The organism is Streptomyces sp. NBC_00094 (assembly GCF_026343125.1).
In the GTDB taxonomy this organism is placed as follows: Bacteria; Actinomycetota; Actinomycetes; order Streptomycetales; family Streptomycetaceae; genus Streptomyces.
Genome location: NZ_JAPEMB010000001.1, coordinates 7,702,210 through 7,728,145 on the forward strand (window position 1 = coordinate 7,702,210; position 25,936 = coordinate 7,728,145).

Annotated in this window: 23 protein-coding genes; 13 read left to right on the forward strand and 10 right to left on the reverse strand. The window is 70.7% G+C overall.

Translation table 11 applies throughout. The features are described 5' to 3' along the window. Positions 1 to 219 precede the first annotated feature (219 nt). From OG580_RS33935 to OG580_RS33945, 3 genes are read right to left on the reverse strand one after another with little or no spacing between them, the layout of a single operon-like run. Positions 220 to 924, reverse strand: a complete 705-nt coding sequence (locus OG580_RS33935) for an ATP-binding cassette domain-containing protein (protein WP_267048220.1) — start codon at positions 922 to 924, stop codon at positions 220 to 222. 17 nt (positions 925 to 941) lie between these two features. Continuing rightward, the gene (pstC, locus tag OG580_RS33940) at positions 942 to 2,774 is read right to left on the reverse strand and encodes a phosphate ABC transporter permease subunit PstC (RefSeq protein ID WP_267047490.1); all 1,833 of its coding nucleotides are present in this window, start codon (positions 2,772 to 2,774) and stop codon (positions 942 to 944) included. Between the two features lie 2 nt (positions 2,775 to 2,776). Continuing rightward, on the reverse strand, positions 2,777 to 3,697 hold the full coding sequence (locus tag OG580_RS33945; protein ID WP_267047491.1) for a phosphate ABC transporter substrate-binding protein: 921 nt from the start codon (positions 3,695 to 3,697) through the stop codon (positions 2,777 to 2,779). A 730-nt stretch (positions 3,698 to 4,427) separates the two neighbouring features. On the opposite strand from OG580_RS33945, the gene OG580_RS33950 reads away from it, so the two are divergent. The 5 genes from OG580_RS33950 to OG580_RS33970 all read left to right on the forward strand — a co-directional run bounded on the left by OG580_RS33950 (position 4,428) and on the right by OG580_RS33970 (position 9,384). Continuing rightward, on the forward strand, positions 4,428 to 5,678 hold the full coding sequence (locus tag OG580_RS33950; RefSeq protein ID WP_267047492.1) for an RCCLKC-tail radical SAM protein: 1,251 nt from the start codon (positions 4,428 to 4,430) through the stop codon (positions 5,676 to 5,678). 30 nt (positions 5,679 to 5,708) lie between these two features. Then, positions 5,709 to 6,968, forward strand: coding sequence for a GNAT family N-acetyltransferase (locus tag OG580_RS33955; RefSeq protein WP_267047493.1), 1,260 nt, complete (start codon positions 5,709 to 5,711; stop codon positions 6,966 to 6,968). Positions 6,969 to 7,005: 37 nt separating this feature from the next. Then, a complete protein-coding gene (locus tag OG580_RS33960) occupies positions 7,006 to 8,112 on the forward strand; it encodes a GTP-binding protein (RefSeq protein ID WP_267047494.1) in 1,107 nt (368 codons plus the stop codon). 19 nt (positions 8,113 to 8,131) lie between these two features. Then, entirely contained in the window at positions 8,132 to 8,914 is a 783-nt protein-coding gene (locus tag OG580_RS33965) for a methyltransferase domain-containing protein (RefSeq protein WP_267047495.1), read from the forward strand. A 134-nt stretch (positions 8,915 to 9,048) separates the two neighbouring features. Further along, positions 9,049 to 9,384 (forward strand): helix-turn-helix transcriptional regulator, encoded by a 336-nt coding sequence (locus tag OG580_RS33970; protein ID WP_267047496.1) that lies wholly within the window; start codon positions 9,049 to 9,051, stop codon positions 9,382 to 9,384. A gap of 105 nt (positions 9,385 to 9,489) precedes the next feature. Here OG580_RS33970 and OG580_RS33975 read toward each other — a convergent pair whose 3' ends face one another. Beyond that, positions 9,490 to 9,909, reverse strand: a complete 420-nt coding sequence (locus OG580_RS33975; RefSeq protein WP_267047497.1) for an arsenate reductase ArsC — start codon at positions 9,907 to 9,909, stop codon at positions 9,490 to 9,492. A gap of 591 nt (positions 9,910 to 10,500) precedes the next feature. On the opposite strand from OG580_RS33975, the gene OG580_RS33980 reads away from it, so the two are divergent. The 6 genes from OG580_RS33980 to OG580_RS34005 are packed head-to-tail and all read left to right on the forward strand — an operon-like array spanning position 10,501 to position 15,680. Continuing rightward, the gene (locus OG580_RS33980; RefSeq protein WP_267047498.1) at positions 10,501 to 11,763 is read left to right on the forward strand and encodes an ATP-grasp domain-containing protein; all 1,263 of its coding nucleotides are present in this window, start codon (positions 10,501 to 10,503) and stop codon (positions 11,761 to 11,763) included. 42 nt (positions 11,764 to 11,805) lie between these two features. Next, positions 11,806 to 12,825 (forward strand): S-methyl-5-thioribose-1-phosphate isomerase, encoded by a 1,020-nt coding sequence (gene mtnA, locus OG580_RS33985; protein WP_267048221.1) that lies wholly within the window; start codon positions 11,806 to 11,808, stop codon positions 12,823 to 12,825. Further along, entirely contained in the window at positions 12,822 to 13,484 is a 663-nt protein-coding gene (gene mtnB / locus OG580_RS33990) for a methylthioribulose 1-phosphate dehydratase (protein WP_267047499.1), read from the forward strand. The genes mtnA and mtnB overlap by 4 nt, the downstream gene beginning before the upstream one ends. Positions 13,485 to 13,508: 24 nt before the next feature. Further along, positions 13,509 to 14,084: an acireductone dioxygenase gene (locus OG580_RS33995; RefSeq protein WP_267047500.1), complete on the forward strand. Its 576-nt coding sequence runs from the start codon at positions 13,509 to 13,511 to the stop codon at positions 14,082 to 14,084. Beyond that, positions 14,084 to 14,866, forward strand: coding sequence for an acireductone synthase (mtnC, locus tag OG580_RS34000; RefSeq protein WP_267047501.1), 783 nt, complete (start codon positions 14,084 to 14,086; stop codon positions 14,864 to 14,866). Before OG580_RS33995 ends, mtnC begins: the two co-directional genes overlap by 1 nt. Continuing rightward, entirely contained in the window at positions 14,859 to 15,680 is an 822-nt protein-coding gene (locus tag OG580_RS34005; RefSeq protein WP_267047502.1) for an S-methyl-5'-thioadenosine phosphorylase, read from the forward strand. Before mtnC ends, OG580_RS34005 begins: the two co-directional genes overlap by 8 nt. Before the next feature lie 145 nt (positions 15,681 to 15,825). Here the strand turns inward: OG580_RS34005 and OG580_RS34010 are convergent, their stop codons facing one another. The 3 genes from OG580_RS34010 to OG580_RS34020 all read right to left on the reverse strand — a co-directional run bounded on the left by OG580_RS34010 (position 15,826) and on the right by OG580_RS34020 (position 18,624). After that, a complete protein-coding gene (locus OG580_RS34010; protein WP_267047503.1) occupies positions 15,826 to 16,905 on the reverse strand; it encodes a hypothetical protein in 1,080 nt (359 codons plus the stop codon). Positions 16,906 to 17,033: 128 nt separating this feature from the next. Continuing rightward, positions 17,034 to 17,747, reverse strand: a complete 714-nt coding sequence (locus OG580_RS34015; RefSeq protein WP_267047504.1) for a DUF4386 domain-containing protein — start codon at positions 17,745 to 17,747, stop codon at positions 17,034 to 17,036. Between the two features lie 319 nt (positions 17,748 to 18,066). Further along, on the reverse strand, positions 18,067 to 18,624 hold the full coding sequence (locus OG580_RS34020; protein ID WP_267047505.1) for a hypothetical protein: 558 nt from the start codon (positions 18,622 to 18,624) through the stop codon (positions 18,067 to 18,069). A 275-nt stretch (positions 18,625 to 18,899) separates the two neighbouring features. Here OG580_RS34020 and OG580_RS34025 point away from each other — a divergent pair, with 275 nt between their 5' ends. Then, positions 18,900 to 21,170 carry an LPXTG cell wall anchor domain-containing protein gene (locus OG580_RS34025; RefSeq protein WP_267047506.1) on the forward strand — a complete coding sequence of 757 codons (2,271 nt, stop codon included), beginning with the start codon at positions 18,900 to 18,902 and terminating at the stop codon, positions 21,168 to 21,170. Positions 21,171 to 21,260: 90 nt separating this feature from the next. Here the strand turns inward: OG580_RS34025 and OG580_RS34030 are convergent, their stop codons facing one another. The 3 genes from OG580_RS34030 to OG580_RS34040 form a co-directional block, all read right to left on the reverse strand. Then, complete coding sequence (locus tag OG580_RS34030; RefSeq protein WP_267047507.1) at positions 21,261 to 22,130, reverse strand: DUF4436 family protein; 870 nt, start codon at positions 22,128 to 22,130, stop codon at positions 21,261 to 21,263. A 20-nt stretch (positions 22,131 to 22,150) separates the two neighbouring features. Then, a complete protein-coding gene (locus OG580_RS34035; protein ID WP_267047508.1) occupies positions 22,151 to 23,311 on the reverse strand; it encodes an agmatine/peptidylarginine deiminase in 1,161 nt (386 codons plus the stop codon). A 291-nt stretch (positions 23,312 to 23,602) separates the two neighbouring features. Next, positions 23,603 to 24,181, reverse strand: coding sequence for a TetR/AcrR family transcriptional regulator (locus OG580_RS34040; protein ID WP_267047509.1), 579 nt, complete (start codon positions 24,179 to 24,181; stop codon positions 23,603 to 23,605). Between the two features lie 140 nt (positions 24,182 to 24,321). Here OG580_RS34040 and OG580_RS34045 point away from each other — a divergent pair, with 140 nt between their 5' ends. Then, on the forward strand, positions 24,322 to 25,881 hold the full coding sequence (locus OG580_RS34045; protein WP_267047510.1) for a serine/threonine-protein kinase: 1,560 nt from the start codon (positions 24,322 to 24,324) through the stop codon (positions 25,879 to 25,881). Positions 25,882 to 25,936 lie beyond the last annotated feature (55 nt).

A 25,936-nucleotide genomic window follows, 5' to 3' on the forward strand; every position in this document is an offset into this window, starting at 1 on the left:
GGACCGGAGCAGGCCTTGGCGGCGTGCGAACGGGAGATCGTCGACATCGTGGCTGAGGGCCTCACCGTGCCCCTGGCTGCCGGGTGGCCCCACACCCGGTCGGGCAACGTTCTCGTACCGCCGGCCGGGGTGACAGACGTCGGGCCCGGTCCGTCGCGGTTTCTCGCGGTGGACCGGGCCCGGGGTCCCACGTGTGTGGGGTGCGGCGTGGGCGAGCGTTCAGATCGCTGCCGGGGAAGGTGCGATGGCGGTCGGCAGGTCGATGCGGATCGTCCGGTCGCAGAGGCGTTCCACCTGTGCCGGGTCGTGGGAGACGAGCAGGACGGTGCGGTTGCCGCGCAGGGCGGCCACCGACTCCTCGACCGTGTCGCGGCTCCGCTCGTCCAGGGCGCTGGTCGGCTCGTCGAGCAGGAGGGCCGCCGGCTCCAGGGCCAAGGCCCGTGCCAGGCACAGTCGTTGGCGCTGGCCGTTGGAGAGAGTCTGGGCCGGTGTGTCCAGGCGGTTGGAGACCTCGCCCCACAGGCCCGCCTCGCGCAGGGCCTGCTCCACGCGGTCGTGCATCTCGCTCCGGGAGGCTCGTACCAGGTGGCGGAGGCCGAACAGGGCGTTGTCGAGGATGCTGCCGCCGAAGACGACGGGGGTCTGCGGTACGAGGACGACCGTGCTACGCAGGCCGGCGTCGCCCTTGCCGTACAGGACGGGACGGCCGAGGACTTCCACCTCGCCCTGACGGCGGAGGCCGTGGGGCAGCAGGTCGACCAGGGCGCGGAGCACGGTGGACTTGCCGGCGCCCGAGGGACCGCACAGGCCGGTGGTGGATCCGGTGGCCAGCTCGAACGTCACCGGTCCGACGAGGCGCTTGGTGCCGGCGAGGATCTGCAGGTCGCGGACCGCGATGACGGTCTTGTCGACCGGGTCGTCCATGGTCGAGGCACCGGTTGTCACGTCGTCCATCGTCGTGCTCCTTCGAAGCGGTTGCGCAGGAAGACCGCCAGGCTGAGCAGGCCCGCGGTGATCAGGACCAGGACGAGGGCGCTGCCCCATGCCTGGGCGATCGCCTCGGGGGCGCCCGAGTCCTGCGACAGGGTGAAGATGTGTGTGGGCAGGGCCTGGACCGGAGCGTTGACGATGCCGGTCGGAAGGGCGGGTGCCCCGAAGAACACCGTGGCGGTGAAGATCAGGGGAGCCGTCTCGCCCGCCGCGCGGGCCAGGCCGAGCAGCAGACCGGTGAGCGTGGCCGGCCAGGTGTACGGCATGACCACGGAGCGGATGTACTGGGAGCTGGTGAGGCCCAGGGCCAGTGCGGCCTCGGTGATCTCACCCGGCATGCTCCGGATCCGGCCCGCGGTGGTGAGGGCGACCACCGGCACCACCACGGGCACCAGGACCACGGCGCCGGCCAGCCAGGAACGGCCCCATCCCATGGTCGTGCAGAAGAGGACGTACCCCGCGAGGCCCAGCAGGATGGTGGGCGTCCCGCCGATCGCCACGGTCAGCGTCTCCAGGACGCGGGCGGTCTTCGCGGAGGCACGCGTGCCGAGCACGATGCCCGCTCCGTAGCCGAGCGGCAGCGCGATCAGCGCCGTGGTCGCGAGGAGGAGGAGCGTACCGAGGATCTGGTCGCGTATGCCGCCACCCGCCGCGCCTTCGGAGGCCGAGAACCAGAAGGCCGGGTTGAGTGCCGCGCCGCCGCGGGCCAGCAGGATGCCGAGCATGCCGATGAGCAGGGCCCCCGGCAGCAGCAGGGCCCCGAGCCGGAGGACGGTGGTGAGCCGGTCCTTCGGAGTGCGCAGCCACGCGGCGGATCGCCGGGCACGTGGAGCTCGCGCCGCCCGCCCCGTGGAGCCGCGCGTGCCCCACACGGTGGCGACGGCGACCAGGGCCAGCAGGATGATGCCCAGCCCGCACAGGGCCGCGAAGTACGGGCCGGAGGTGCCCGCGAGCATCGGCTCGGGGCCGGCCAGCTTGGTGGTGAGAGTCTGGCCGGGGCGCACGAGGGAGGAGAAGGCGTCCCCCGGCGACTCCGGGAACCGCCCGTCGGCGCGGCCGATGACCATGAAGACCGCGATGGCCTCACCCAGGGCCCGGGCCAGTCCGAGGAGGACGCCGGCGCGCATGCCGGGACGGGCCTGGGGCAGGACGGCGGATCGGATGACCTCGCGGCGGGTGAGACCGAGGGAGTACGCGGCCTCGCGGTACCGGCCGGGTACGGCGGCGAGCGCGTCCACGCTGACGGCGACGATCGTCGGCATGATCATCACGGCGAGGACGATGCCGGCGGCGAGCAGACTGTCTCCGCCCGGCACGTCACCGAGGTCCGCGACGAACGGCCGGATCACCATGATGCCGATGAGGCCGTAGACGATGGAGGGGACCGCTGCCAGGAGCTCGATGCTCAGGCGCAGCGGCTTGGCGAGGCGGACCGGCAGGTACTCGGACAAGGCGACCGCCGCCGCCCAGCCGACCGGGACGGCGAGCACCAGTGCCAGGACGCACACGACCGCCGAGCCGTAGATCATGGCCAGGCCGCCGAAGGCGAGGTTCCCCGGACTCCAGGTGGACGAGGTGAACAGGGCCGCCCAGTCGACGGTTCCGCTCGCGATGCCCGTGACCAGGTAGCCGAGCAGGACCGCGAGGGTGAGCAGCACGGACAGGACGCCGCTGTACGCCCAGCCCCAGACCCATCTCGCCCGGCTGCCGCGGCCGCTCCGGGAGGAGGGCCGCGACACGGCGGGTCCGGGCGCCTGGGCGGGGCGCTCCAGAGTGAGACCCATGGTCAGAGGCCCATCTGCTCGCGCGTGAGGTAGCCGTGCGTGGGCAGCAGCTTCTGGCCCTCGGGCGAGAGGATGTAGTCGATGTACTGCTTGACGGTGCCCTGGGGCTTGCCGTTGGTGATCATGTACAGCGGACGGGTCATCGGGTACTTGCCGGACGCCACGTTCTCCAGGGTGGGCGCGACGCCCTCCAGGGGTACGGCGACCAGGTCGGGGTGGCCATCGATGAAGCCGGTCGACAGCGGGGCGATGGAACCGCGGGTGGACTTCAGCTTGTTGCGGGTCTCCAGGTTGCCGCCGACGACCGCGTAGTTCGCGGACTTGGGCGGGGCCGGCGGCTCGCCCTTGCCGTAGATGAACTTGTCGAGCACCTCACGGGTGCCGCGGCCGGGCTCCTTGTCGTACACGAAGACCTGGAGGTCGGGGCCGCCGACCTCCTTCCAGTTGGTGATCCTGCCCTCGAACAGGCCCGCCACCTGAGCCTTGGACAGGGCCTTGACGCCGCCGTCGGCCACTTCCTTGGTGATGATGACGCCGACGGCGTCCGCGCCGATCTGCGTGGTGACGAAGTCCGTGTCGGGGTAGGCCTTGTGGTCCTTGTCGGACAGGGGCTTGGAGCTGAGGGCGATGTTGATCTGTCCGGTGCCGAGCTGGGAGATGCCGCCGGCGGAGCCGCCCTGGGTGGCGACGGTGATGTTCAGGCCCTTGGCCTTCAGCGCCTCGGCGGCGTCGGAGGCGACCGGGGCGACCGTGGTGGAGCCGCTGGCCTGGATGGCGTCCGAGCCGGCCTTCGCGGAGCCGGCGCAGCCGGTCAGGGCGGCGGAGAGGAGGAGGGCGGCGGAGGCGACCGAGGCGCCCTGGCGGACACGCCGTCCGGTGAGGCGCGGTGCTGCGCTGCGGGTTTCCGTGGACAGGAAAGACATGGCGGTGCCTTTGCGGTGAGGGAAGGGGTGGGAATCGGGGAACGCGGCGGCAGTTCGCCGGCCCCGTGGACGTACAGGCCTGCTGTCGGCCGTCGGGAGCGAGTAGGGGAGTGGTCGAGTGCCCTGGCGATCCTTACCGCGTTCCCCGTCGAACTCACTCAGGACCGTGAGGGGCGCCGCATGGCGCTCATGCGCCTGAACGGCTGGTGACGGGCCCACTCCCCTTTGACGGGCCCAAGGCATCAGGCATCGGCCACCGTTCACCCGCTGACCCCGGGTGCGGACCGCGATGCCGTGGGCGAACGTTACCGCCTACGTGTCCTCCTGGCGATATCTCGACCGCTGAAATCATCGATGATCGGCGATTGAATTCGGGTCACGCGCCGGTGGGGCAGGTGCGTCGGATGGGGCCGGCAACTGATTTCGCAGGCGCCTGGATCGCCGCTCGAACCCTTCGCCCCGGACGGCTTCAAGCTGTGTATACGAACCGAATCAAGGGTTCGGCATCTCTTCGCAACCAGCAACAGACGAGGGCGAATCGGGGCAGCAGCGTTCCGTGGCGACGGTGGGGTGAAGAGGTGGCCTTCCAGGCCTTCATCGATCTATTGACATACATCGCTCAACGCTGGCAGGGTTCCGGCCGTCGGCCGACAGCGTCGTTGCCGACCTGGGCCCTGACCCGGCCCGATCTCGATCCGTCACGCTCCTTGATCACTCCCTGGGGGGAAGTGTGAGTAGTCCCCGTGTTCTGGTTGCCTCCGCGTTCGAAGCGGAGCTCCAGCCCTTGACGTCCGCGTGTGCGGCTGCGGCTCTGCAGCACCACGGTGCCGATGTCGTCGGCTGGGACGCGCACCTGCTTCCCGACGCCATCCCCGAAGGCCCCTTCGACCTCACGCTCGTCTCGGTCCAGCAGTTCGAGGGCCTGGAGCGCGGGATCGCCCTGGCGCGCCGGGTGTCGGAGGCGTACGGCACCACGGTCGTGACCTTCGGCCAGTACGCCCAGATGAACCACCGGGAGTTCCTGGAGGTCGCCGACGGCATCATCATGGAGGAGCCCGAGCTCATCAGCGAGGAGCTGGCCGGGCTCGCCGCCGGCACCCTCGCGCTCGACGAGGTGCCCGCCCTGATGACCCGTACGGGCATGCGACCCAAGCCCCCGCGTCGGCGCATCTCGGTCACCAGGCCCGCCCGCGACCTGTTCCCCTCCCTCGTGCACTACCCGGCGCACCACTCGCCGTTCGGCCTGATGGGCAACATCGAGGCGTCGCGCGGCTGCCACCACAAGTGCACGTACTGCTCCGTCTACGGCGCGTACGACGGCGGTGTCGCCGCCTACGACGCCGACAGCGTCCTGGCCGACGCCCTGCAGCTCGCGGAGGAGGGCGTCCGGCACTTCTGCTTCATCGACGCCGAGTTCTTCAACTCCCGCACCATCGGCATCGGCGTGGTCGAGCGACTGGTCGAGGCCATCGGCCCGATCACGTTCGAGTTCACGACCCGTGTCGACCACGTCCTCGACTACACCAAGGAGCTGGAGAAGCTCGTCTCGCTCGGGCTGCGCCGCGTCACCTGCGCGCTGGAGTTCCCCTCCAACCGCATCCTGCGCATCTTCGACAAGCACATCGACGTCGACCACATGCGCGAGGCGGTCGCCGAGGCCGAGCGGATCGGGTTCGAGCTCTACCCGACGTTCATCCCGTTCACCCCCTGGATCGAGTACGAGGAACTCCTCGGCTTCGAGGACTGGCTGGTCGAGACCGGGCTGGCCCGGGTCACCGACCCCACCGCCCTGCAGACCCGCCTGCTGCTGTTCAAGGGCTCGCCGCTGCTCTCCTCCCCCTGGATGGAGGACATCGCGACCGTCGACCGCGGCTTCTGGGTGGAGTGGACGCACCCCGACAAGCGCGTCGAGGAGCTCTGGCAGGAGCGCCGGACCGACGCCGAGGACGCGGGCAAGATCCGCTGCTGCGTGAAGTGCTGACCCACCCGCTCGACAGACAAGGACACTGACATGGGTGGATCACCCCGCGTCGTCATCTCCACCGGCCAGACCCTCCCGGACATGGACTGGACCGGCGAACTCGCCGGCCTCACCGACTCGTGGCCGTACCTCGGCCCCACGTGGCTCCGCGCCACGGAGAAGGTGCTCCCCGACATCCAGCCCTGGCACACCCTCGCCCACCGCGCCCGCGGCGAACTGGCCCTCCTCCCCGGCTACATCCTCACCACCCCGCCGGTCGTCGACCACGAACCGCGCACCTACCTGGGCTGGCAGGCCCCCTCCGGTGAAGAGGTGTGCTGCGGCGCCGAGACCGACGCCGCGCGCAGCGCCGAGGTCGACGCCCTGGGAACCGAGCCCTTCTTCCCGACGCTCCTGCTCGGCTCCCCGCTGGGCTACCGCACCGAGGTCGCCTACAACTTCTGGACCCCCACCCTGATGGGGTCCATCGTCGACAAGCTGGTGCCCGCCGCGTTCGAGGCCGGCATCAAGTGCATCGTCGCCCCCTGGATCCCCGCCCGGCGCGGCAACGACGCCCTGGTCGACGCGCTCGACGCGGCCGGCGGGCACAGCACGTTCTGGGGTTACGAGGACTTCATGAGCCTCGACGCGCCGAACTGGGAAGGCCACCTCGCGGCCCTGCCCCTGAAGAAGCGCCAGCGCATCAAGGGCGACGTCCGCCGCGCCGAGGCCGCCGGCGTGACGATCGAGCGCGTCGACGGCGCCGACATCCGCCCGTTCGTCGCCCGCATCGCCGAACTCACCTGCCTCAACCGGGAGAAGAACGGCGCCGGCGAGGAGCCCGGACACATCGTCGGTGTCCTCTCCGCGCTGATCGACGAGGGCGCGGACGTCCGCGCGTACCTCGGATACAAGGACGGCGCGCTCGTCGCCACCTGCGTCACCATCCGCAAGAACCACCGCCTCTTCCCGAAGTGGGCCGGCTTCGACTACGCCGCGATCGGCGAGCGCAGCGGCATCTACTTCGCGCTCGTCCTCGACGCCCCCGTCCGCGACGCCTACGCCGAAGGCCTGCGCACCGTCGAGTTCGGCGCCGGCGCCCACCAGGCGAAGGCCCTGCGCGGCTGCACCCCGCGCGCCGTCACCACCTCGATGCTGCTCGCCGACCCGGCGCTGCGGCCACGAGCGGCGGCCTGGCTCGACGCCTTCGGGAACAGCAGGCGCGTCGCGTTCGGCGCCGCCTCCGCCCCGGCCCAGCCCGCGAGCCTGCCCCTCCTCGGTGGCTCCGGCGACAGCGGCTGCTGCGCCTGATCCCGCCCGGCTCCACGACAAGGACGAGAAGGACCACATGATCACCTTCATCCCCCTGACCGGCTTCCTCGGGGCGGGCAAGACCACCACCATGACCGCCGCCGCCCTGGCGCTCCAGGCGCAGGGCCGCAAGGTCGCCGTCATCACCAACGACCAGGGCGTCGAGCTGGTCGACACCAAGCTCGTACGGAGCAAGCTCGACAGCGTCGCCGAGGTCACCGGCGGCTGCTTCTGCTGCAAGTTCGAGGACCTCGTCGAGGCCATCGTCGCCCTGGTCGCCTCCGACAGCGTCGACACCGTGATCGCCGAGGCCGTCGGCAGCTGCACGGACCTCCAGGCCACCGTCGTACGCCCGCTGCGTCAGTACTACGGCGACGACATGGTCGTCGCCCCCCTGACCACCGTCGTCGACCCGCTGCGACACCTGGCCTTCGCCCGCGCCGCCGAGCGCGGCGAGCCGGAGTCGGACCTCTCGTACCTCTTCCGCCAGCAGGTCACCGAGGCCGACGTCATCGCCGTGAACAAGCTCGACACCATCAAGGTGGACCGGGTCGAGGAGCTCCTCGCCGCGCTCCGTGCGAGCAACCCGAAGGCGACCGTCGTCGGCTACTCCGCCACCACCGGTGCCCACCTGGACACGCTGCTCGAAGCGTGGCAGGCACCCGCCACGAACGAGGACGTCGTCCTCGACATCGACTACGACCGCTACGCGGCCGCCGAGGCCCAGCTCGCCTGGATGAACCAGGAGCTCGACCTCACCGCCGTCGAGGGCGGCTTCGACGCGACCGCCTGGGCCCGCACCGTCCTGGAGAACCTGTCCGCCTGGTCCGCTGAGCACGACGCCGTGATCGGCCACGCCAAGATCACCGTGGAGACGGCCGACGGGGACTTCGCCAAGCTCAGCCTCACCGAATCCGGCGCGCAGCCCACGCTCGACCGCGCCACCGAGGCCGCCGCACCGACCGGCCGCGCCGTCGTCAACGCCCGCGTCGCCTGCGAGCCCGACGCCCTGGACGCCGCCGTCACCGAGGCGGTCAAGGCCGCCGACCTGGCCACCGCCGTCACCTCCTCGGCGACCACCCCGGTGTCGTTCAAGCCCTCCTACCCGCGCCCCGTGCACCGCCTCGCCCCCACCGGCGCCTGACCGAGAAGGACCACCTGTCATGAGCGAGACCACCACCGCCGGCAGCCTGCAGGAAGAGGTCCGGGAGTACTACCGGGCCAAGGCCGCCGAGGCCGAGACGAGCGGCGCCTGCTGCTCGCCCGACCCGCAGACCTTCGGACCCGCCGCGTACGACGAGATCGGCCCCGGCACCGCGCCCGACACCGCCCTTCTCGCCAGCCTCGGCTGCGGCAACCCGAGCGCCGTCGCCGAACTGCGCGAGGGCGAGACGGTCCTGGACCTCGGCTCCGGCGGCGGCCTGGACGTCATCCTCAGCGCCCGGCGCGTCGGTCCGGACGGCCGCGTCTTCGGCCTGGACTTCCTGGAGGAGATGCTCGCCCTCGCCGCCCGCAACGTCGCCGACGCCGAGGTCGACAACGTCGTCTTCCTCAAGGGCACGATCGAGTCGATCCCGCTGCCGGCCGACACCGTCGACGTGATCATCTCCAACTGCGTGATCAACCTGTCCCTGAACAAGCCGGCCGTCTTCGCCGAGATGGCCCGCGTCCTCACCCCCGGCGGCCGGCTCGGCATCAGCGACGTCGTCGCCGAGGACCGGCTCAGCCCCGAGGAGCGGGCCGAGCGCGGCGGACACAGCCAGTGCATCGCCGGCGCGCTGTCCGTCGCCGAGTACAAGGAACTCCTCGACGCGGTGGGCCTGAAGGACGCGGAGGTCGTCTTCACCCAGGAGGCCGCCGACGGTCTCCACGCCGCGATCATCCGCGCCCACAAGCCCCTGGACGCCGACACGCAGGAGTGCGCGCCCGGCGGCACCTGCTGCTGATCCGGCCGTAGGTCGTGGCCGGAGTCGAGACTCCGGCCACGGCCCGCACCGACGTGCACGCACGCATGCCGGTTCCTCCGCTCGCCGCCGGCCGGAGCGGCGGCGGTCTTCCACCTGGTCCGCAAAGGATTCCCATGTCCGAGACCTCGCTCGACCAGGAGACCGCCGAGGAGTACGCCGGCTGGTTCCGGGCTCTGGCCGACCCCACGCGCATCCGCATCATGCGGTTCCTGAGCGGCCACACGGACTCCGTGCCGGTGGGCGAGATCGTCGCCCACCTTCGACTCAACCAGTCGACCGTCTCCCATCACCTGAAGATCCTCCACACCGCTCGATTCCTGACCAGGCGCCGTGTCGGCGCCAGCATCCGGTACGCGGTCAACCCCCGCTGCGTCACCGAGTTCCCCAGCGCCGCCGATATCCTCCTCGGCGCCCCGGTCCGCTCCTGTCGGGAGCCGGGATCCAGCTGACGCTCCCTCACTCCTCCCTCGAGCATCGATGGCCGGCGAGGGAGAGCGCGTGGCGACGGCTTGGTCGCGAAGGCCGTCCCTTCGCGGTCGGGGCCGTCGCGGTGCTCACGCCTCTTGTCGCGCGTCGATCTCGGCGATGAGGCCCTCGATGAGGTCCTTGATCTCGTCGCGGATGGGGCGGACGGCCTCGACGCCCTGGCCGGCCGGGTCCTCCAGGGCCCAGTCGAGGTACTTCTTGCCGGGGAAGACCGGGCAGGCGTCGCCGCAGCCCATGGTGATGACGTAGTCGGACGCCTGGACGGCCTCGGTGGTCAGTACCTTCGGCTTCCGGTGGGAGATGTCGACGCCGACCTCCCGCATCGCCTCGACCGCGGCCGGGTTGACGCGGTCGCCGGGGACCGAGCCGGCGGAGCGGACCTCGACGCGGTCGCCGGCCAGGTGGTCCAGGAATCCGGCGGCCATCTGGGAGCGGCCCGCGTTGTGGACGCAGACGAAGAGTACGGAGGCGAGCGGAGCAGTGGGCATCAGTGGTTCTTCCTTGCCGTCAAGGGGTCGGCTCTGACTGGTGATCAGTGAATGGCGTGTGCCTGCTTGCACGTGAGCCGCGGTGGACGACTCATCTCCTCGGCGGCCTGGCCGGCGGGGGACGGGAAACAGCCCCGGCGCGGCATCCCCGCGGCTGAGGACCCGGACGCCACGTCTTCGGAGCGCTCAGAACTCGACGTCGCCTCGCCCGTGACCCGGCGGGCTGGGGACCGTGATCCGTGCGCGAACGGTACTCCCTCACCGCCCCCCTGGCGACCCTTGTGCCGACGGCTTGATCACGTCGGCCTCATGCTGGGCGTGGTCGCACCGGGGCCGCCTGGCCGCTCCTGGGGTATCGACAAGTGCCGATTGATCCCCGCCGTGTGTGACGCGGTTCGGGCAGCACCCCTTGGTGATGGCGCCCGACTCGGGGCGTCATGTTTCGTCATTCATCGATCTATTGACATACATCGCTTAATGCTGGCAGGGTTCCGGCCGTCGGGAGACAGCGTAGTTGCCGACCTGGGCTCTGACCCCGCCCCGTCGGCCGGCCCCGGCCCCGACCACACGTCGACACGAAGGTTTCCCACCATGGCCGCCACGTCCCACCCGCAGTCGTCCACCACCGAGGCACCGGTCCTGCTCATCATGGGCAGCGGTGACCGCCGCTACCGGGAGTACATCGTGGCGGCCGTCTCGCGTCACTTCCGACTGTGGCTCCTCGACGCGCACGAGCCGAGCTGGCAGCTGCCGTACGTGGAGGGGACCTCGCTCCTCGACACCAAGAACCTCGACGACCTTCTCGCCGAGGCGAGGAAGGTCGCGCAACAGCTCCCCGTCGTCGGGGTCTTCACCTACGACGAGTCGCTCGTACACGTCGCCGCACGGCTCGCCGAAGCCCTCGGCATGCCCGGAAGCGCACCCGACGCGGTGCTGGCGTGCCGCGACAAGGCGGCCACCCGGTCGCGCCTCGTGGCGGCGGACGTGCCGCAGCCGGCCTGCACGCCGGTCGCCACGGCCGCCGAGGCCCGCGCCGCGGCCGACAAGACGGGTTACCCCGTGGTGATCAAGGCCCGTGGCCTCGCCGGCAGCCTCGGCGTCGTCCGCGCCGACGACGGCGACGCCGTCGAGGCGGCCTTCGAAGCCGCAAGCTCCGCCAACTGGCCGGGAGTCCCCCGTTACGAGGCCGACGTCCTGGTCGAGGAGTACCTGACCGGTCCCGAGATCAGCATCGACGCGGTCGTCGTCGACGGTGTGTGCACCCCGATGATCGTGGCGCGCAAGCAGGTCGGCATGGACCCGTACTTCGAAGAGACCGGTCACACCGTCGACGCCGCCGACCCCCTGCTCCAGGACCCGGAGCTCCTGGACCAACTGCACCGCATCCACCAGGCGCTCGGCTTCGCACACGGCGCCACGCACACCGAGTTCAAGCTCACCCCCAAGGGACCCCGACTCGTCGAGATCAACGCGCGCCTGGGCGGTGACTTCATCCCTCTCATCGGCATGCTCGCCACCGGCACCGACCCGGCCGTCGCCGCCGCCCAGGTGGCGGCCGGGCTCACCCCCGACACCGCGCCGAAGACACAGAAGACCGCGGCCATCAGGTTCCTCTACCCGGAGCGCGACTGCGAGGCCGTCGAGGTGACCGTGCGCACCGACCTCTTCGGGCCCACGGTGCACAGCGCGGTCGCGACGGCCGGTCCCGGAACCCGGCTGGCCCTCCCGCCCCGGGCGTACATGAACCGCTACGGCTACGTCATCGCCGTCGGCGAGGACCGCGACCAGGTGACCGCCGACGCGGATGCCGCGCCCGCGCTCGTCGAGCTGCGCTCGCGTCCCCTGGCCGACTGACTCGTACCACCTCTCGGACCGAAGGAGCAGCCGACCGTGAGCATGGCCTCCGACCAGCCGTCACTGCGCTGGGACGGCGACGCGATCGTCACGCTCGATCAGCGCGCACTGCCCCACGAACGTCGACTCCTGCGTCTGACCACCGTGGACGACGTCATCACCGCCATCACGACACTCGCGGTACGGGGCGCCCCCTCCATCGGACTCGCGGGCGCCCTCGGCGTCGCGCTCTCCGCCTACGCCCACTGCTCGCCCGGCGCCGCCGACCACGGGCGGGAAGCCGTACACGCCGATGCTCGGCGGCTCGCCGCCGCCCGACCCACGGCCGTCAACCTCGCGTGGGCCGTCGACAGGGCTCTCGCGAAGCTCGCCGACGGCCCGGACGCGGTACTCGCCGAAGCGACCGTCATGATCGACGAGGACCGATCGGTCAACCGGCAGATGGTCGCCCACGCGGTCCAGGCCGTACTCGACCGCTGCCCTCAGCGGCCCCTGCGGATCCTCACCCATTGCAACACCGGCCGACTCGCGACCGCGGCCGTGGGAACCGCCCTCGGCACGATCCTCGCCCTCGCGGACGCCGGGAAGATCACCGAGGTCCTCGTCGGCGAGACCCGACCGCTCCTGCAGGGCGCCCGGCTGACGGCCTGGGAGCTGGCCGAAGCCGGCGTGCCGCACCGCGTGTGCGTCGACAGCGCGGCCGCCGCGGCCATGAGCCGGGGACTTGTCGACTGCGTCCTGGTCGGAGCCGACCGCATCACCGCCGGCGGGGACGCCGCCAACAAGATCGGCACCTACGCACTGGCGATCGCCGCCGCCCACCACGGCATTCCCTTCATCGTCGTCGCCCCCGAGTCGTCCTGGGACAGATCGCTCGCCGACGGACGGGACATCGTCATCGAGGAACGCGACGCCGACGAGGTGACCTCCTACGGAGGCGTCCGCACCACCCCGGTTGGTACGCGTGCGTACAACCCGGCCTTCGACGTCACCCCTGCCTCCCTGATCTCCGCCACCGTCTCCGAACACGGTGTGCACTCCGCATCCGAGGTGAGCGTATGAGTTACGCGCCGTCCACCGCCGCCGGCAAGCAGTCCGCCCAGCAGCTGGCCGACCTCACCCGCACCCTGTACGAGCGCGGATGGATGCCGGGCACCTCCGGCAACGTGTCCGTGCGACTGCCCGAGGATCCCGACAGGGCGCTGATCACGGCGAGCGGCCGGGACAAGGGCGAGCTGACCGCACGGGACGTGGTGGAGGTCGACACCCGCACCGGCGAGGCGTCCCTTCCCGGTCAGGCCCGCCCCTCGGCCGAGACCTCCATCCACGCGGCGGTCTACCGCGTCACCGGAGCCCGCGCCGTCATCCACGCACACTCTCCGTACGCCACCGTGATCGCCCACCGCGTCGGCGCCCACGGGGCGGTGTCCTCACTCCGGGTGGAACGCTTCGAGCTGCTCAAGGGACTGGGCCTCACGGACCCGGCAGCCATGGACCTGCCGGTGTTCCCCAACTGGCCCGAGGTGGAGCGGATCTCCGAGGACGTCGCCGCCCACCTCGCGGCGTACGGGGAAGGCCCGCCGGGGCTCCTCCTGGCCGATCACGGCATCACCGCGTGGGGCGACTCGCTCAACCAGGCCAAGAACAGGCTCGAATGCCTGGAGTCACTCTGCCAGCTGCTCGTGCTCGCCCAGTCCGAACTGCGCGTCTCCCGTGCCTGAAGGACCCGACGACAGGACCTCACCATGACATTGCTGCAGATCATGCCGGACGACGCACCGGACACCGTCCTGCTCCGTACGCGGGATGAGGCCGCCATCGCGCAGGCCCTGCGCGAGCGGTCGGTCTCCTTCACACGCTGGCCGTTGCGCACCCGCGTGACGCCGGAGACGACGTCCGACGAGCTGCTCGACGCCTACCGGCACGAGGTCGACGAGCTCTGCGCCCGCCAGGGGCTGCGCCTCGTCGACGTCGCCAGGCTCCACCCCGAGGAAGGGCCGGAGTGGCGGGAGCGAGCGACCAAGGCCCGGTCGACCTTCCTCGACGAGCACCGGCACGCCGAGGACGAGGTCAGGTTCTTCGCCCAGGGCACCGGCTGCTTCTACCTCCACCTCGACGACCGCGTCTACGCCGTCGTGTGCGAGGCCGGCGACCTGCTGTCGGTTCCCGCCGGCACCCGGCACTGGTTCGACATGGGTCCCGACCCGGACTTCTGCGCCATCCGCTTCTTCGAGAAGGAGGACGGCTGGGTGGGCGACTTCACCCAGGAACCCATCGCCGGCGGATTCCCTCGTCTCGACGCACTCCTGCGGGAAGACTGATGCCGGACAGCCGACTCGACCGGGTCCCCGACAACGGGCCGCGTGCCGTCGTCCTCGACATCGAGGGAACCACCGGGTCCCTCAGCCACGTACGCGACGTCCTCTTCCCCTACGCCCGCGCGCGGCTCGCCCCCTGGCTCACCGAACACCGCGGCACCGCACCCTGGCGGCAGATCCTCGACGCGGTCGCCGCCCACACCGGGGCGGCCCAGGACGAGGCGAGTGCTCTGGCGCTCCTGGAGCAGTGGGCCGACGCCGATGTGAAGGCGGCGCCGCTGAAGGCGCTGCAGGGACTGATCTGGTCCGGAGGCTACGAGGCGGGGGAGCTGTCCGGCCACGTCTACCCTGACGTACCGCCCGCCTTGGAGCACTGGAAGGCACAGGGCACCGGCCGCTTCATCTACTCGTCCGGTTCCGTGGCCGCTCAGCGCGACTGGTTCGGCCACACCGCGCACGGCGACCTGCGCCCGCTGCTCGACGGCTACTTCGACCTGACGACGGCCGGCCCGAAGGCGCACACCGACTCCTACCGCGCCATCGCGGCGGAGCTCGGGCACGACCCCGGGGAACTGCTCTTCGTCAGCGACGTCGGTGCCGAGCTCGACGCCGCCGCCGACGCCGGCTGGCAGACCGTGGCCGTGCGCCGCCCCGACGACGAACGCCCCGCCGTGCCCGGGCACGAGGCGGTCGCCTCCCTCACCCCACTCGTCTCCCGACCCGGCGCGGGCAGGCCGACGGCGCCGGATCGCACGTACACACAGGAGGACCGGAACCATGAGTGATCCATCCGAGGAGACGGCGAAGGCGGAGATCGCGGTCATCGGCGGCAGCGGCTTCTACGAACTCCTGGAGTCGGTGCAGCGGGTCGAGGTCACCACCCCGTACGGCGCGCCATCCGACGCGGTGTCCGTCGGCACCGTGGGCGATCGCCGAGTGGCCTTCCTGCCCCGGCACGGCAGCCACCACGAGCTTCCCCCGCACCGCATCAACTACCGCGCCAACATGTGGGCCCTGCGCTCGCTGGGGGTGCGGCAGGTCCTCGCGCCCTGCGCCGTCGGTTCCCTGCGCACCTCGCTCGGCCCCGGCAGCGTGGTCCTTCCCGACCAGCTCGTCGACCGGACCACGGCCCGCGTGCAGACGTACTACGACCACGGCGCGACGCACGTCTCCTTCGCCGACCCGTACTGTGACGCCGGACGAGCGGCCGTGCTCAAGGCCGCGGGCGAGGCCGGAGCCGACGTCCACGACGGCGGGGTGATGGTGGTCGTCGAGGGCCCCCGATTCTCCACCCGGGCGGAGTCCCAGTGGTACGCGTCCGCCGGCTGGTCGCTCATCAACATGACCGGGCACCCCGAGGCCGTCCTCGCCCGTGAACTCGCCCTCTGCTACACCTCCATCGCGCTCGTGACCGACTACGACGCCGGCGTGGAGCGGGGAGAGGGAGTCTCGCAGGACGAGGTCTTCCGCGTGTTCGCGGCGAACGTGGAACGACTGAAGGACCTGGTCCTGCGGACCGTCCCCGTCCTGGACCGCGACAGGGAATGCGCGTGCGCGGCGGCGCTCGACGGGATGGACCTGCCGTTCGATCTCCCCTGAGACGGCGATCGCCGCGTACCTGACCCGCATCGATCAGACCATCCGGACCGATGCCGGTCATCCGGGCACGTACCACCATGCGTGGTGAGACGGACGGTGATCGGCATCGCCCCCACCCCGGCCACCACGTGAGCATCCGGCCGCATCAGTCCTCCGGTGTCCGCACATCCCAGACGTGGAGGACGTCACGGGACTCGGACACCGTCGACCAGGCGCCGTTCCCCAACGCGGTCGGCTCGCAGGAGACCGGCGAGGGATAGGCAATCGGCACGAAGCCGAACGACCCCGCGATGTCGATCAGCCAGTGTCGGCCCTGACCCCACTGGTCGTCGCTCTCCGCAGTGGAGACGACGAGGGTCGTCTCGTCGAGGAAGCCGCCCGCCCAGTCCCAGCAGGCGGGCGGTTCGTCCTCATCGCCGGAGGTGGCATCAGGGTGTCCGGGGATGACTGCCTCGGCCTCCCATTCCCATGTCTCCATGACGGCTCCACGGGAGTCGCGTACGGCGAGCCGGTCCTGGTCGTGGGAGATGGTCATGAGCCGGTCACCCGAGGGGCTGACGCTCAGCAGGCAGAGGTCGCCTTCCAGGCAGTCCACGGCCGGCTCTTCCCCGTCCCATCGGCCCCAGCGCAGCGGAGCCCCGTCCTGCCCTTCGCCGATGCTCAGTCCCATCTGACGCGGATCGGTGGGGTGGGGCAGGTGGAAGCTGCCGGCGGCGGCTGCCTCGGCGTCGGCGCGTGCCAGCACGCGCCCGCTCACAGCGTCGATGACCAGCCACTCGTCGACCGCGTCAGGGTGCAGTTCGCCCTCGGGCAGCGGGCCGCGTACGTGGGCCCAGACGATGGTGCCGTCCGCCGAGAAACCGACGGAGCCGCCCTCCGGGTACCGATGGTCCGGCCGGTCCGCGTACTCGTCGTACGACGTGTGCATCTCCCGGCATGCGCCGTACCAGCATCCGTGCCGGACCTCCCAGCGTGTCGCACCCGACGGTTCCACCACCCGTACGGCGTGAACTCCGGCGAACACGACCACACTCGCGTCCGGCGCCACCTCCCACGTCCCGCGATGGCGCGGCCAGGGCGCGGGAAAGCGGACGTCCGCTCCGGCACGCGGGACGAAGGCGTCGTCCAGCGGCCGGGCCACGACCTCGTCGTCGTTCCGCTGGACGAGCATGCTGCGCCCCGGCAGTCCGGCGATCGCGGGTGGGCCGGCCTGTGAAGCGGGCATGAGGGAGGGAAGGGCGACACGGAGCCGAGCACGAACGGACAAGCGAACCTCCCAGGGCGATCAGACGCGGGGAAGACTACGACGCGCCTCGGACATCGGGCTGTTTGGGCGGGGAGGAGGTTGCGCGGTCACGCGTTCGTCCGCGGTGTGATCGGGCGCGCGCGGAACAGCGCGGACGCGGCCCACACCAGCCACGCCGTGCCACCGAAGCGGACGACGGGCAGCAGGTAGCCGAAGTCGATGGCGAGGAGCGTGAGGGTGGCCGCCAGTCCGGCGGCGGCGATGACAAGCCCGGTGATGACGCAGGCGCGCGGCAGCAGCCCGCTCTCACGGGCTGCCAGGCAGGCGCCTGCCGCCAGGAGAGCGAAGGACACGGCGTATCCGACACCGCCGGCGAGGAAGGACAGGTCCGCCAGGGTGCGGGCCAGGGCTGCGGGTGCGTCTTCCGGAAGCCGGCCGAGGGTCCAGGTGAGCGCGGCGCTGGCGCCCAGTGCGCCACTGGCCAGCAGCCCGCCGGCGAGGACCGTTGCCGCCGCGGCACCCTGCTCCCGCCCCCGCCGCACCAGCCGGGCCAGGGTGGCGGCCACGGGCACCAGGAGAACGGCGGCGACGAGCAGCAGGAAGGCTCCCAGGTCGATCGCCGTGCCGTGTTCGCGTACGTACTGGCTCAGGATGTCGCGGCCGGAGGCGTCGGGCTGTGGGGTGGCGCGGTTGGTGACGACGTACGCGGCGGTGAGTACGGCGTAGGAGAGCGAGACGGTGAGCAGCGCGACGGCGCCGCGCGGGCGCGGGGCCGCGTCCTGGAGCGAGGTCGTCCGGGGTGCGCTTACTGATGTGGGCATGACATCTCCTGTGGCGTCGGTGAAGGGATCCGGCGGGGACCGCGGCGGGTGGCGCGGGCAGGGAACCCCGGTGCGCGACAGCCAGAATGCCGCTGCGGGGGCGCCATGGTCGTCCCCCGGCGGAAGGCGCTGCGGCTACTCCGCGGGGAGTAGCCGCAGCGGTACGCGTCCGTCGACAGCGGCCGGCAGCCGCCGGGCAGTCGGTGTCGAGGCGACCGGGCCGAACACCTCGCCCTGGTTGCGTAGTACGGAGTGAACCCTGACGGCCTCGCAGCCGCAGGCGAGGATCACCGAGAGGCCGGTGGCGATCCGGCCCGGGTCATGGCCGGTGCCGCGTGCCCGAAGTCCCCGTGTCGGGCTCGTAGTCGTCCAGCTCGCTGCGCAACGAGCCTGCCCCTGAGGTGGGTTGCTCCCGGACGAGGTCGAGGAAGCCGCTGAGCGGGTGGTGTTGGGGGCGCGCGTCGTAGTCGATGCCCTCGGCGTCCTCGTACTCGTGCAAGCGCGTGAAGGGCACGATGACATAGGGGCGCTTGGACCAGGGGTGGGTGTCGGCGGGTTCGGGGTCCATCCGCCACTCGGTGCCGCGGGTGCGGTTGTGGACTTCACCGACGTACCAGCAGGCGACCTGAATCATCGGGGTGTGTTCGCGAGCGAACAGGTCGTCGACGGATGTGACGTGCTCACGGACGAGGGCTTCCATGCGATCGAGGGAGCGCTCGGTGAAGTCCCATCCGCCGCCGTGGCGGTGGTTCCAGCCGTCGAAGCGGTCTTGCTGCTCGGCCAGCCATGCCGCGAGGCGGGGGTTGTCGGCGTGCGCCGTGTCGATGCGCTCGGCGACGGCGTACTCATCCTCGTGGTCCCAGATTTCATCGCTCACAGCAGCTAAGCCTAGCCTGCGATGTGACACCAACAACCTTGGATCTGCACGCTTCTGACACATGAACTCCTCTTGATGCGCCGTTGCGGGGGCAAAGTGAGGCTCTAGGATCGGGTGCTTGTGCGGCGCTCACGTGAGCATAGGGGGCCCTGGCGCCGCACAGCCTGAATCGGACCGTGGGGCTCCCGGGGGAAAGCACTGTGAAGCCGGCTCGAACAACACGCCGCTGGCGTGCGCTCAGGAACAGTCTGATAGCGCTCGCCTGCGCCACCGTCATGACCCTCACCGGGCAGCCCGGTATCGACATCGCCGAGGCCGCGCCCAGGCCGCCGAAACCCGGCAAGCGCTGTGACGAGATGTACGGGGTGAGGAACGTACCCACCGGCGGTCTGCCCCAGGGGGACGCCTCCCGTGCGGTGGACCGCTGGGACACCTACGACTACACCAACCCGGGTCTCCAGTTCGACGGCCTCAACCCCACCCAGGCCGAACTGGACGCCGCGGGCAGCGACTACAAGAAGTACGACCACAGCGACCCGCGCCGCATCTACGCCCGGTTCAACGCGCAGAGGCGCTGGAAGAGCTTCGACGACTACCTGAAGAAGGTCTACATCCCGAACCAGGGATACGACGCCCGCGGCAAGGCGTTCATGGCCAAGGTCGTGCGGGAGATGGGTCTGACGGGTCCGGACTGGATCTGCGAGAAGGAGTTCTACTTCGTCGACCCCGACACCGGCGAACGCCATCTGCGCAGGCTGGACGCCTACAACAAGAGCACCCGGGAGATCGTGGAGGTCAAGTCCAACGGAAGCCCCGACGGCCGCGAGAAGCCCGCGGACCGGGCCTGGGCCAAGAACAGGGGCTGGAGCTCCTACAAGTACACCTACGTGTTCGCCGAGAACCAGACCGGCGACGCGAAGAAGTTCATGCAGGAACTGAAGGACAGCGCGGGCAAGGACTCGCTCGGCCGTGACCGGGTCCGTTCCTACGACTACCAGTCCCATCACAGGGGATTGCCCCCCAAGGGCACCGAGAACGGCCCGTACCGTGCGAACGGTACGACGATGTCGCCGGGCAACGGCACCTCCACCGGCTCCCGCGGCTCCGGCAACCAGGTGATCAACCAGTCACCGCCGAACCCCCAGACCCTCAAGGATCAACTCGACCGGCTGGGCAAGACCGGGCAGCGGTCATTGATGAACCGTGGACTCGGGGGCATCGACTTCACCACCCTCGACCTGCGGTACATCGGCAAGGGCAAGGGCGGTGAGGGCCTGGACTACGCCTTCTCCGCCAAGTCGGTCGAGGACGAGTACGCGGCCGGGTGGGGCGGCCAGGAGAAGGGCAACCTGATCTCCGACGCCTTCTTCACCTGGCTCGCCCTGGACCCGTCCACGTTCTGGGTGAATCTCAATCCGGACGAGCCGAACCGCATCATCGACGCCGACTTCGGCAAGACCGACGCCGGCCGCGTGCTTCTGGAAGCGGACCTGGAGCTGAAGCACGACATCTTCAAGGCCATGGACCCCGAGACGGAGGTCGGCCGCAACTTCATGAACGCCCTGCCCGAGCGCGACGGCTTCCCCTGCTGGGCCGGTTTCCGCTACTGGATCGAGCCGGAGACCGCCGTCGTGCGCGAGCAGGACGGCGGCATCCACATCCTCGACACCCCGCTGAAGCTGTCCACGGTGCCCCAGGAGACCGACACGCAGCCGCCCGGCGGCAAGGGCTGCGAGCTCACCGAGGCGGAGACGCAGCAGTCCGACCGTGTGCTCGACCGTTACATCACCCCCCTGGTCGAGGAGAAGGTCAACAACGGCGACTACTACGCCGACCTGCGCCGGGTCTACACCGCCCGCGTCGCCGCCGAGTGGGTCCGGCAGAACGCCTCCGACATGCCCGCCGAGTACCGCGAGATCATCAACAGCGGCGATGTGAAGCGCTGGTCACTGCGCGCCCCGCACAAGAACTGGACCGGCAAGCAGGTCTGGGACCGCTACTACAAGGCCTTCACCGAGGGCACCTTCAAGTACAAGTGGTCCAACGGCGAGGACGTCTACGTCTACACCGTGGGCGGGGTCGACTTCTCCAAGCAGCCCAAGCGCAACATGAACCCCGTGCGCTTCCGCACCGAGCAGCGCTACAAGCCCCGCACGGTCGGCTACGCCGTCGACACGATCGCCGACGACCCGCACAAGGAGGGCCACCTGATGTTCGGCGGCAACAGCGCCGGACACTCCGACGGCGGCACCCCCACCCCTACGCCCACGCCCACGACGACCCCGACTCCGACCCCCACTCCGACCCCGACCGCGTCCCCGTCCGGTACGGGGCAGCCGGAGCCAACCGCGACGCATCCGGCACCGACGGTCAGCCAGTCCCTCGAACCCACCACTCCGCCGGGCCCGAAGGACCCTGACGGCGACCTCGCGGACACCGGCAGCGACACGCCCGTGGCCCTGATCGGCGGCATCGCCGCGGCCGCGGTCGCCGCAGGCGGCGCACTCGTGTGGTGGCGCCGCCGCCGGACGCACACCGAGGGCTGACCTGCGCGCCGTCGGTGGAGCACCGGAGGGGCCCTTCCCGGGTGGGGAAGGGCCCCTCCTCATCTGGTGGGGGCACGTCGACCGCGGCGACTACGCGGTGCTCGATGACCGGCGCTCGGCCTTGAAGCCCGTGACGACCACCGTGACGAGGCAGAAGGCGATCACGGTCTCGGCCCAGAGGAAGGCGATGTAGTCCAGGAGGCAGCCGATGGGCGGTGTGCCCGGGGCGGTGTTGCGGAAGGCGGCCAGGGCGAAGAGCGTGGCGGCCATCCAGCCGAGGGCAGGCCAGGTCAGACCCTTCCCGCGCGTGACGAGGAACCATGCTCCGATGAGTACCGAGACGGCCAGGGCCCACATGGCGACCATCATGAAGACGGCGAAGATGAGGACACTGTCGGAGCGTCCCAGCGAGACGTCGAAGATCGCGGTCCCGGTGTCCTCCGAGGCGTCCACTCCTGCCGAGAAGAGCGCGTCGCCGTTGGTCAGCGTCATGTGGACGGGGACCTTCTCGCCTCCTTGGGTGGCGCTGAACTCGATGGCCGCGTCGTAGGTGTCGAAGGGGTAGTCCGTGATCGACCCGCCGGTCAGGGTGACGGGCAGGTCCATGGTCGCGATGCGGCTGTGCGCCTTGAAGGACAGGTCGCCCCGGGTGGAGGTCGAGGTCTGGAGCGTCAGGTCCTCGGTGGGGGAGACGCCGCCGGCCTCGGCCAGTTCTCCTCGCGGAGTGACCAGGACGCGCAGGACCAGCTCCCGGCCGGCGGCGTCGACGCGTTGGATCGAGGCCTGGACGTCCACGCGGTCGGGCGCCGAACCGCCGGCGCTGTACACCCTGTCCAGGGTCTGGCGCTCGCCGAACTGGAGCCAGGTTCCCAGGGCGATGGCCGCCACGATCAGGAAGCAGACCAGCGCGGCGGGGAAGACTCTGCCCCGGCCCGGTCGGTGGCGTCGGGTGGTGGACACTGAGGCTCCTTGGATCGCGGTCAGTCGACCGGCTTGCCGGGCTGATCGTGGGTGGCGCAGTGGATCCCGCCGCCTCCGGTGGCGATGGTGTCGATGTTCACCTGCACGATGTCCCGCTTGGGGAAGTGCTCCCGCAGGATTCCCCGTGCGCGGTCGTCGGCCTTCTTGTCGCCGAACTTGGGCAGGTACACCGCGTCGTTGCCGATGTAGAAGTTCGCGTAGGTCGACAGGAAGTCGTCGCTGTACCCGGAGATCCGGTCGGGGTCGGGCTGCGGGAGGTCGATGACCTCGAAGCCGCGGCCCTGGGCGTCGGTCGCCTCGCTCAGCACCGTGAAGGCCTCGTCCGAGGAGCGCGACCAGGAGTCGGCGGGCGTGCCCGGGAAGGCCCGGTCGAGGAGGATCACTCCGGGCGCGGTGAACCGTACGAGACTGTCGACGTGGGCGTCGGTGATGTCCTCGCCGCGTACGCCCTTCAGCCAGATCACCTTCTCCATGCCCAGGAGCTCCTTGAGCTCGGCCTCGATCCGGTCGCGGGACTTGCCCCGGTTGCGGTTGTCGTTGACGATCGAGCTCTCGGTGATGAGGAGGGTTCCCTCGCCGTCGGTCTCGAAGGAGCCGCCCTCGGCGACGAGAGGTGCCTGGATGCGGGGGATCCCGTACTTCGCCAGCAGCTTCCGGCCGACCTGGGCGTCGTTGTCGTGGACCTGCTTGTCGCCCCAGCCGTTGAAGTTGAAGTCGACTCCGAGGACCTTCCCGCCTTCCTCGACGAACACGGGGACGGTGTCACGGGCCCACAGGTCGTCGACGGCGAGGGGGATGACCTCGACGGCGGAGCCGCATGCCTTCTGGGCCGCTGCCCGCTGGTCCGGCCGGGCCATCATCACGACGTACTCGTACTCCGCGATGGCCCGTGCGATGCGCGCGATGTCCTGGCGTACGTAAGGGAGGTCGTCCTCCCAGACGGACTCCAGCGCGGGCCACGACATGAAGGTGCGGGCGTGGCTCTCCCACTCGGCGCCCAGGCGTCGCTCCTCGTCGGTTCCCGCGGTGGGGCCGGTGGAGCCTGCGGCAGGTGACGGGCCGGGGTCTTCGGGTCCGCAGGCCGCGGTGCCGAGGGTGAGCGCTCCGATTCCGGCGAGCACGCGCAGAGCCGATCGGCGGGAGGGGCGGAAGTCGGACATCGGGGTCTCCGATCGTGAGGGTGCGGGACCAGAGGGCTTCCGGTGGCGCTGCCGTGGGGCGAGGGGTGTCGATCGCCGCCCTGTGCCCGTGAACAGGGTGCATGCACGGTCCCTGGAATCGCCGGTACCGCCGGGCCGGACATGGTCGTCGTGTCGCCACTCTGGCATTGACTGAATATTCAGTCAAGTTTGCCTCCGTGTTGATGTGCCATGAAGTCGCCCCGCCCCGACTGAAGTCGCCTCACCCCGATGCCCCCATCGGGCCGCGTCATGGCCGATGCCGCGTGTCCGCTACTCCAGTCGCCGGATCTCGATGGAGACCGCCTCCTTCACCAGTTCGCGGGCATGGGTCAGGGGAAGGGTGCCGCTGAGCCAGCGCGTGCTGAGCCCCTCCAGGAGCCCGGTGAGTCTCTCCGCGGATGCCGTGAGGGCCGGGGCGGGGGCCGTCGGACGGATGCAGCTCATGAGATCCGCGACATCGTGGATCCAGGCCAGCGTGGCTCTGGCCAGGTCGCCGCGCAACTCGGGCTCGAAGACCGCGCTGGCGCGCAGCTCGCCCCACGCGGTGCTGTTCTCGCGCACGTCCGGGAGGTCCTGGAACTCCAGCAGCAGGGTCTGCTCCAGTTCCTGCCGGGCGTCGCGCGGTTCGCCCGGGGCGGTCTCGTCGGATGTGTACCGGTCGGCCCGGTCGCTGATGAACTCCAGGGTGTGGCGCAGGACGCCGGCCCGGTCCTTGAAGTGGTAGTAGATCAGCGCGGTGGACACCCCGGACTCGGCCGCCAGCTCCTCCATGCGCAGTCCGCGTACGCCTCGCCGGGCTATGACTCGGGCGGCACCTTCCAAGATGGCCCTTCGGCGGTCCGTCGCCACGTGTTCCCCCTCCTGAGTGGTCTGATCCACCAGTGTCGCATATTGACTGAATCTTTAGTTAGAGGCACTATGCGCCAGTGTGGTGTCAGCCGACACGCGCCATCCGTCCGCCGTGCCAACATCGTCGAAAGAGCCACCGCATGTCCGCTCAGCTTTCCGGTGCACAGCCCGCTCACGCGGCGCTGACGGCCGACGACCCCCGAGAGATCGGCGGATACCGCCTCCAGGCCCGACTGGGCTCGGGTGGCATGGGTGTGGTGTACCTGGCTCACACCCCCGGAGGCCGCCCGATCGCGTTGAAGGCGGTACGGGCGGAGTTCGCGGGAGATCCCGAGTTCCGCCTGCGCTTCGCCCAGGAAGTGGCCAGCGCCGAGCGCATCCACGGCCTGTTCACCGCGCAGGTGGTCGCCTCGGGGGTGGACGCCCCCACGCCGTGGCTCGCCACCGCCTATGTCCCCGGACCGTCCCTGCAGCAGGTGGTCCAGCGGCACGGCCCGCTCCCGGTGCGGACGGTGCTGCTGCTCGTGGCCGGCATCGCCGAGGCCCTCCAGGCGATCCACCGGGCCGGGGTCGTTCATCGCGACCTCAAGCCCGCCAACGTGCTGATCGCGGAGGACGGGCCCCGCGTCATCGACTTCGGTATCGCGCGTGCGGCCGACGCCGTCGCGCTGACGGGGAGGGGCATGAGCATCGGGACCGCGGCGTTCATGGCTCCTGAGCAGGCGCTGGGCCGTCCGGTGTCTCCGGCCACCGACGTCTTCGCACTCGGCGCGCTCATCGCGTACGTGGCGAGCGGCACGGGTCCCTTCGGGCCGGGGCCGGAGTCCGCCGCTCTGTACCGGGTGGTCCACGAGCAGCCCGATCTCACGCGCGTGCCGCACGACCTGCGGGATCTGCTGGCCTGGTGTCTGTCCAAGCAGCCGGAGGGCCGCCCCACGACGGTGGACCTGATCGCGGCCGTCCACGCCCATCCCCTGGTGGGACCCCGTCCGGAGTTCGCCGAGGGCTGGCTGCCCCGGTCGATCAGCAGCGAGGTCGCGGGGCGGGCGGTCCATCAGGCGCCGGTTCACGCGCAGCCCACCCTCGCCGCCCCGGCGTCCCCGGCCGCTCCGCCTCCGCCCCCCAAGGCCGACATCCCGGTCCGGCCCTCCTCGCGCCGGGCGCGGAACGGCGGTCGGCGGCGCCCGCTCGTGACGGCCCTCGCCGCGCTCGTGATCCTCGTGACGGCCGGTGGCGCCGTGTATCTCCTCGACTCCCCGCCGTGGGCGCCGGGCCGGGCAGGGGGTTCCGACGCCGACTCCGGTCCGTCGTACCCCGCGGCGGACTCCTATGTGCCGGGCAACAAGGAGGTCGAGCTGACCTCGCCTGATGCCTCCTACGAATTCGACCTGAAGGCCGGGAAGGTCGTTCCCGTGGACACGGCCGCCTGGTACCTGGCGCGAGACCGGTCGGAGTTCGTCCTCCCCGAAGACAGTGACGCCTTCGTGTCTCCCGGGGGAGATCTGGGACCCGCCGACTGCGTGCGGGGTATCGACACGGAGCCGGTCACCCGGATCCCCTTCGCGGACCTGGCCGACGAGCGCCCCTTCTGCGTCCGTAGCTCCGACGGGAAGGACCTCGTCATCGTGCGGCTGATAGAAGCCCAGGCGGATGGCGGGCCGGTCGCGGCGGCGTTCGAGCACTACCGCAGTGATCGGTAGAGAACGGGGTTCCGGTGGGAGCATGGTCCCGAAGTGATCATTGACTGAATTTTCA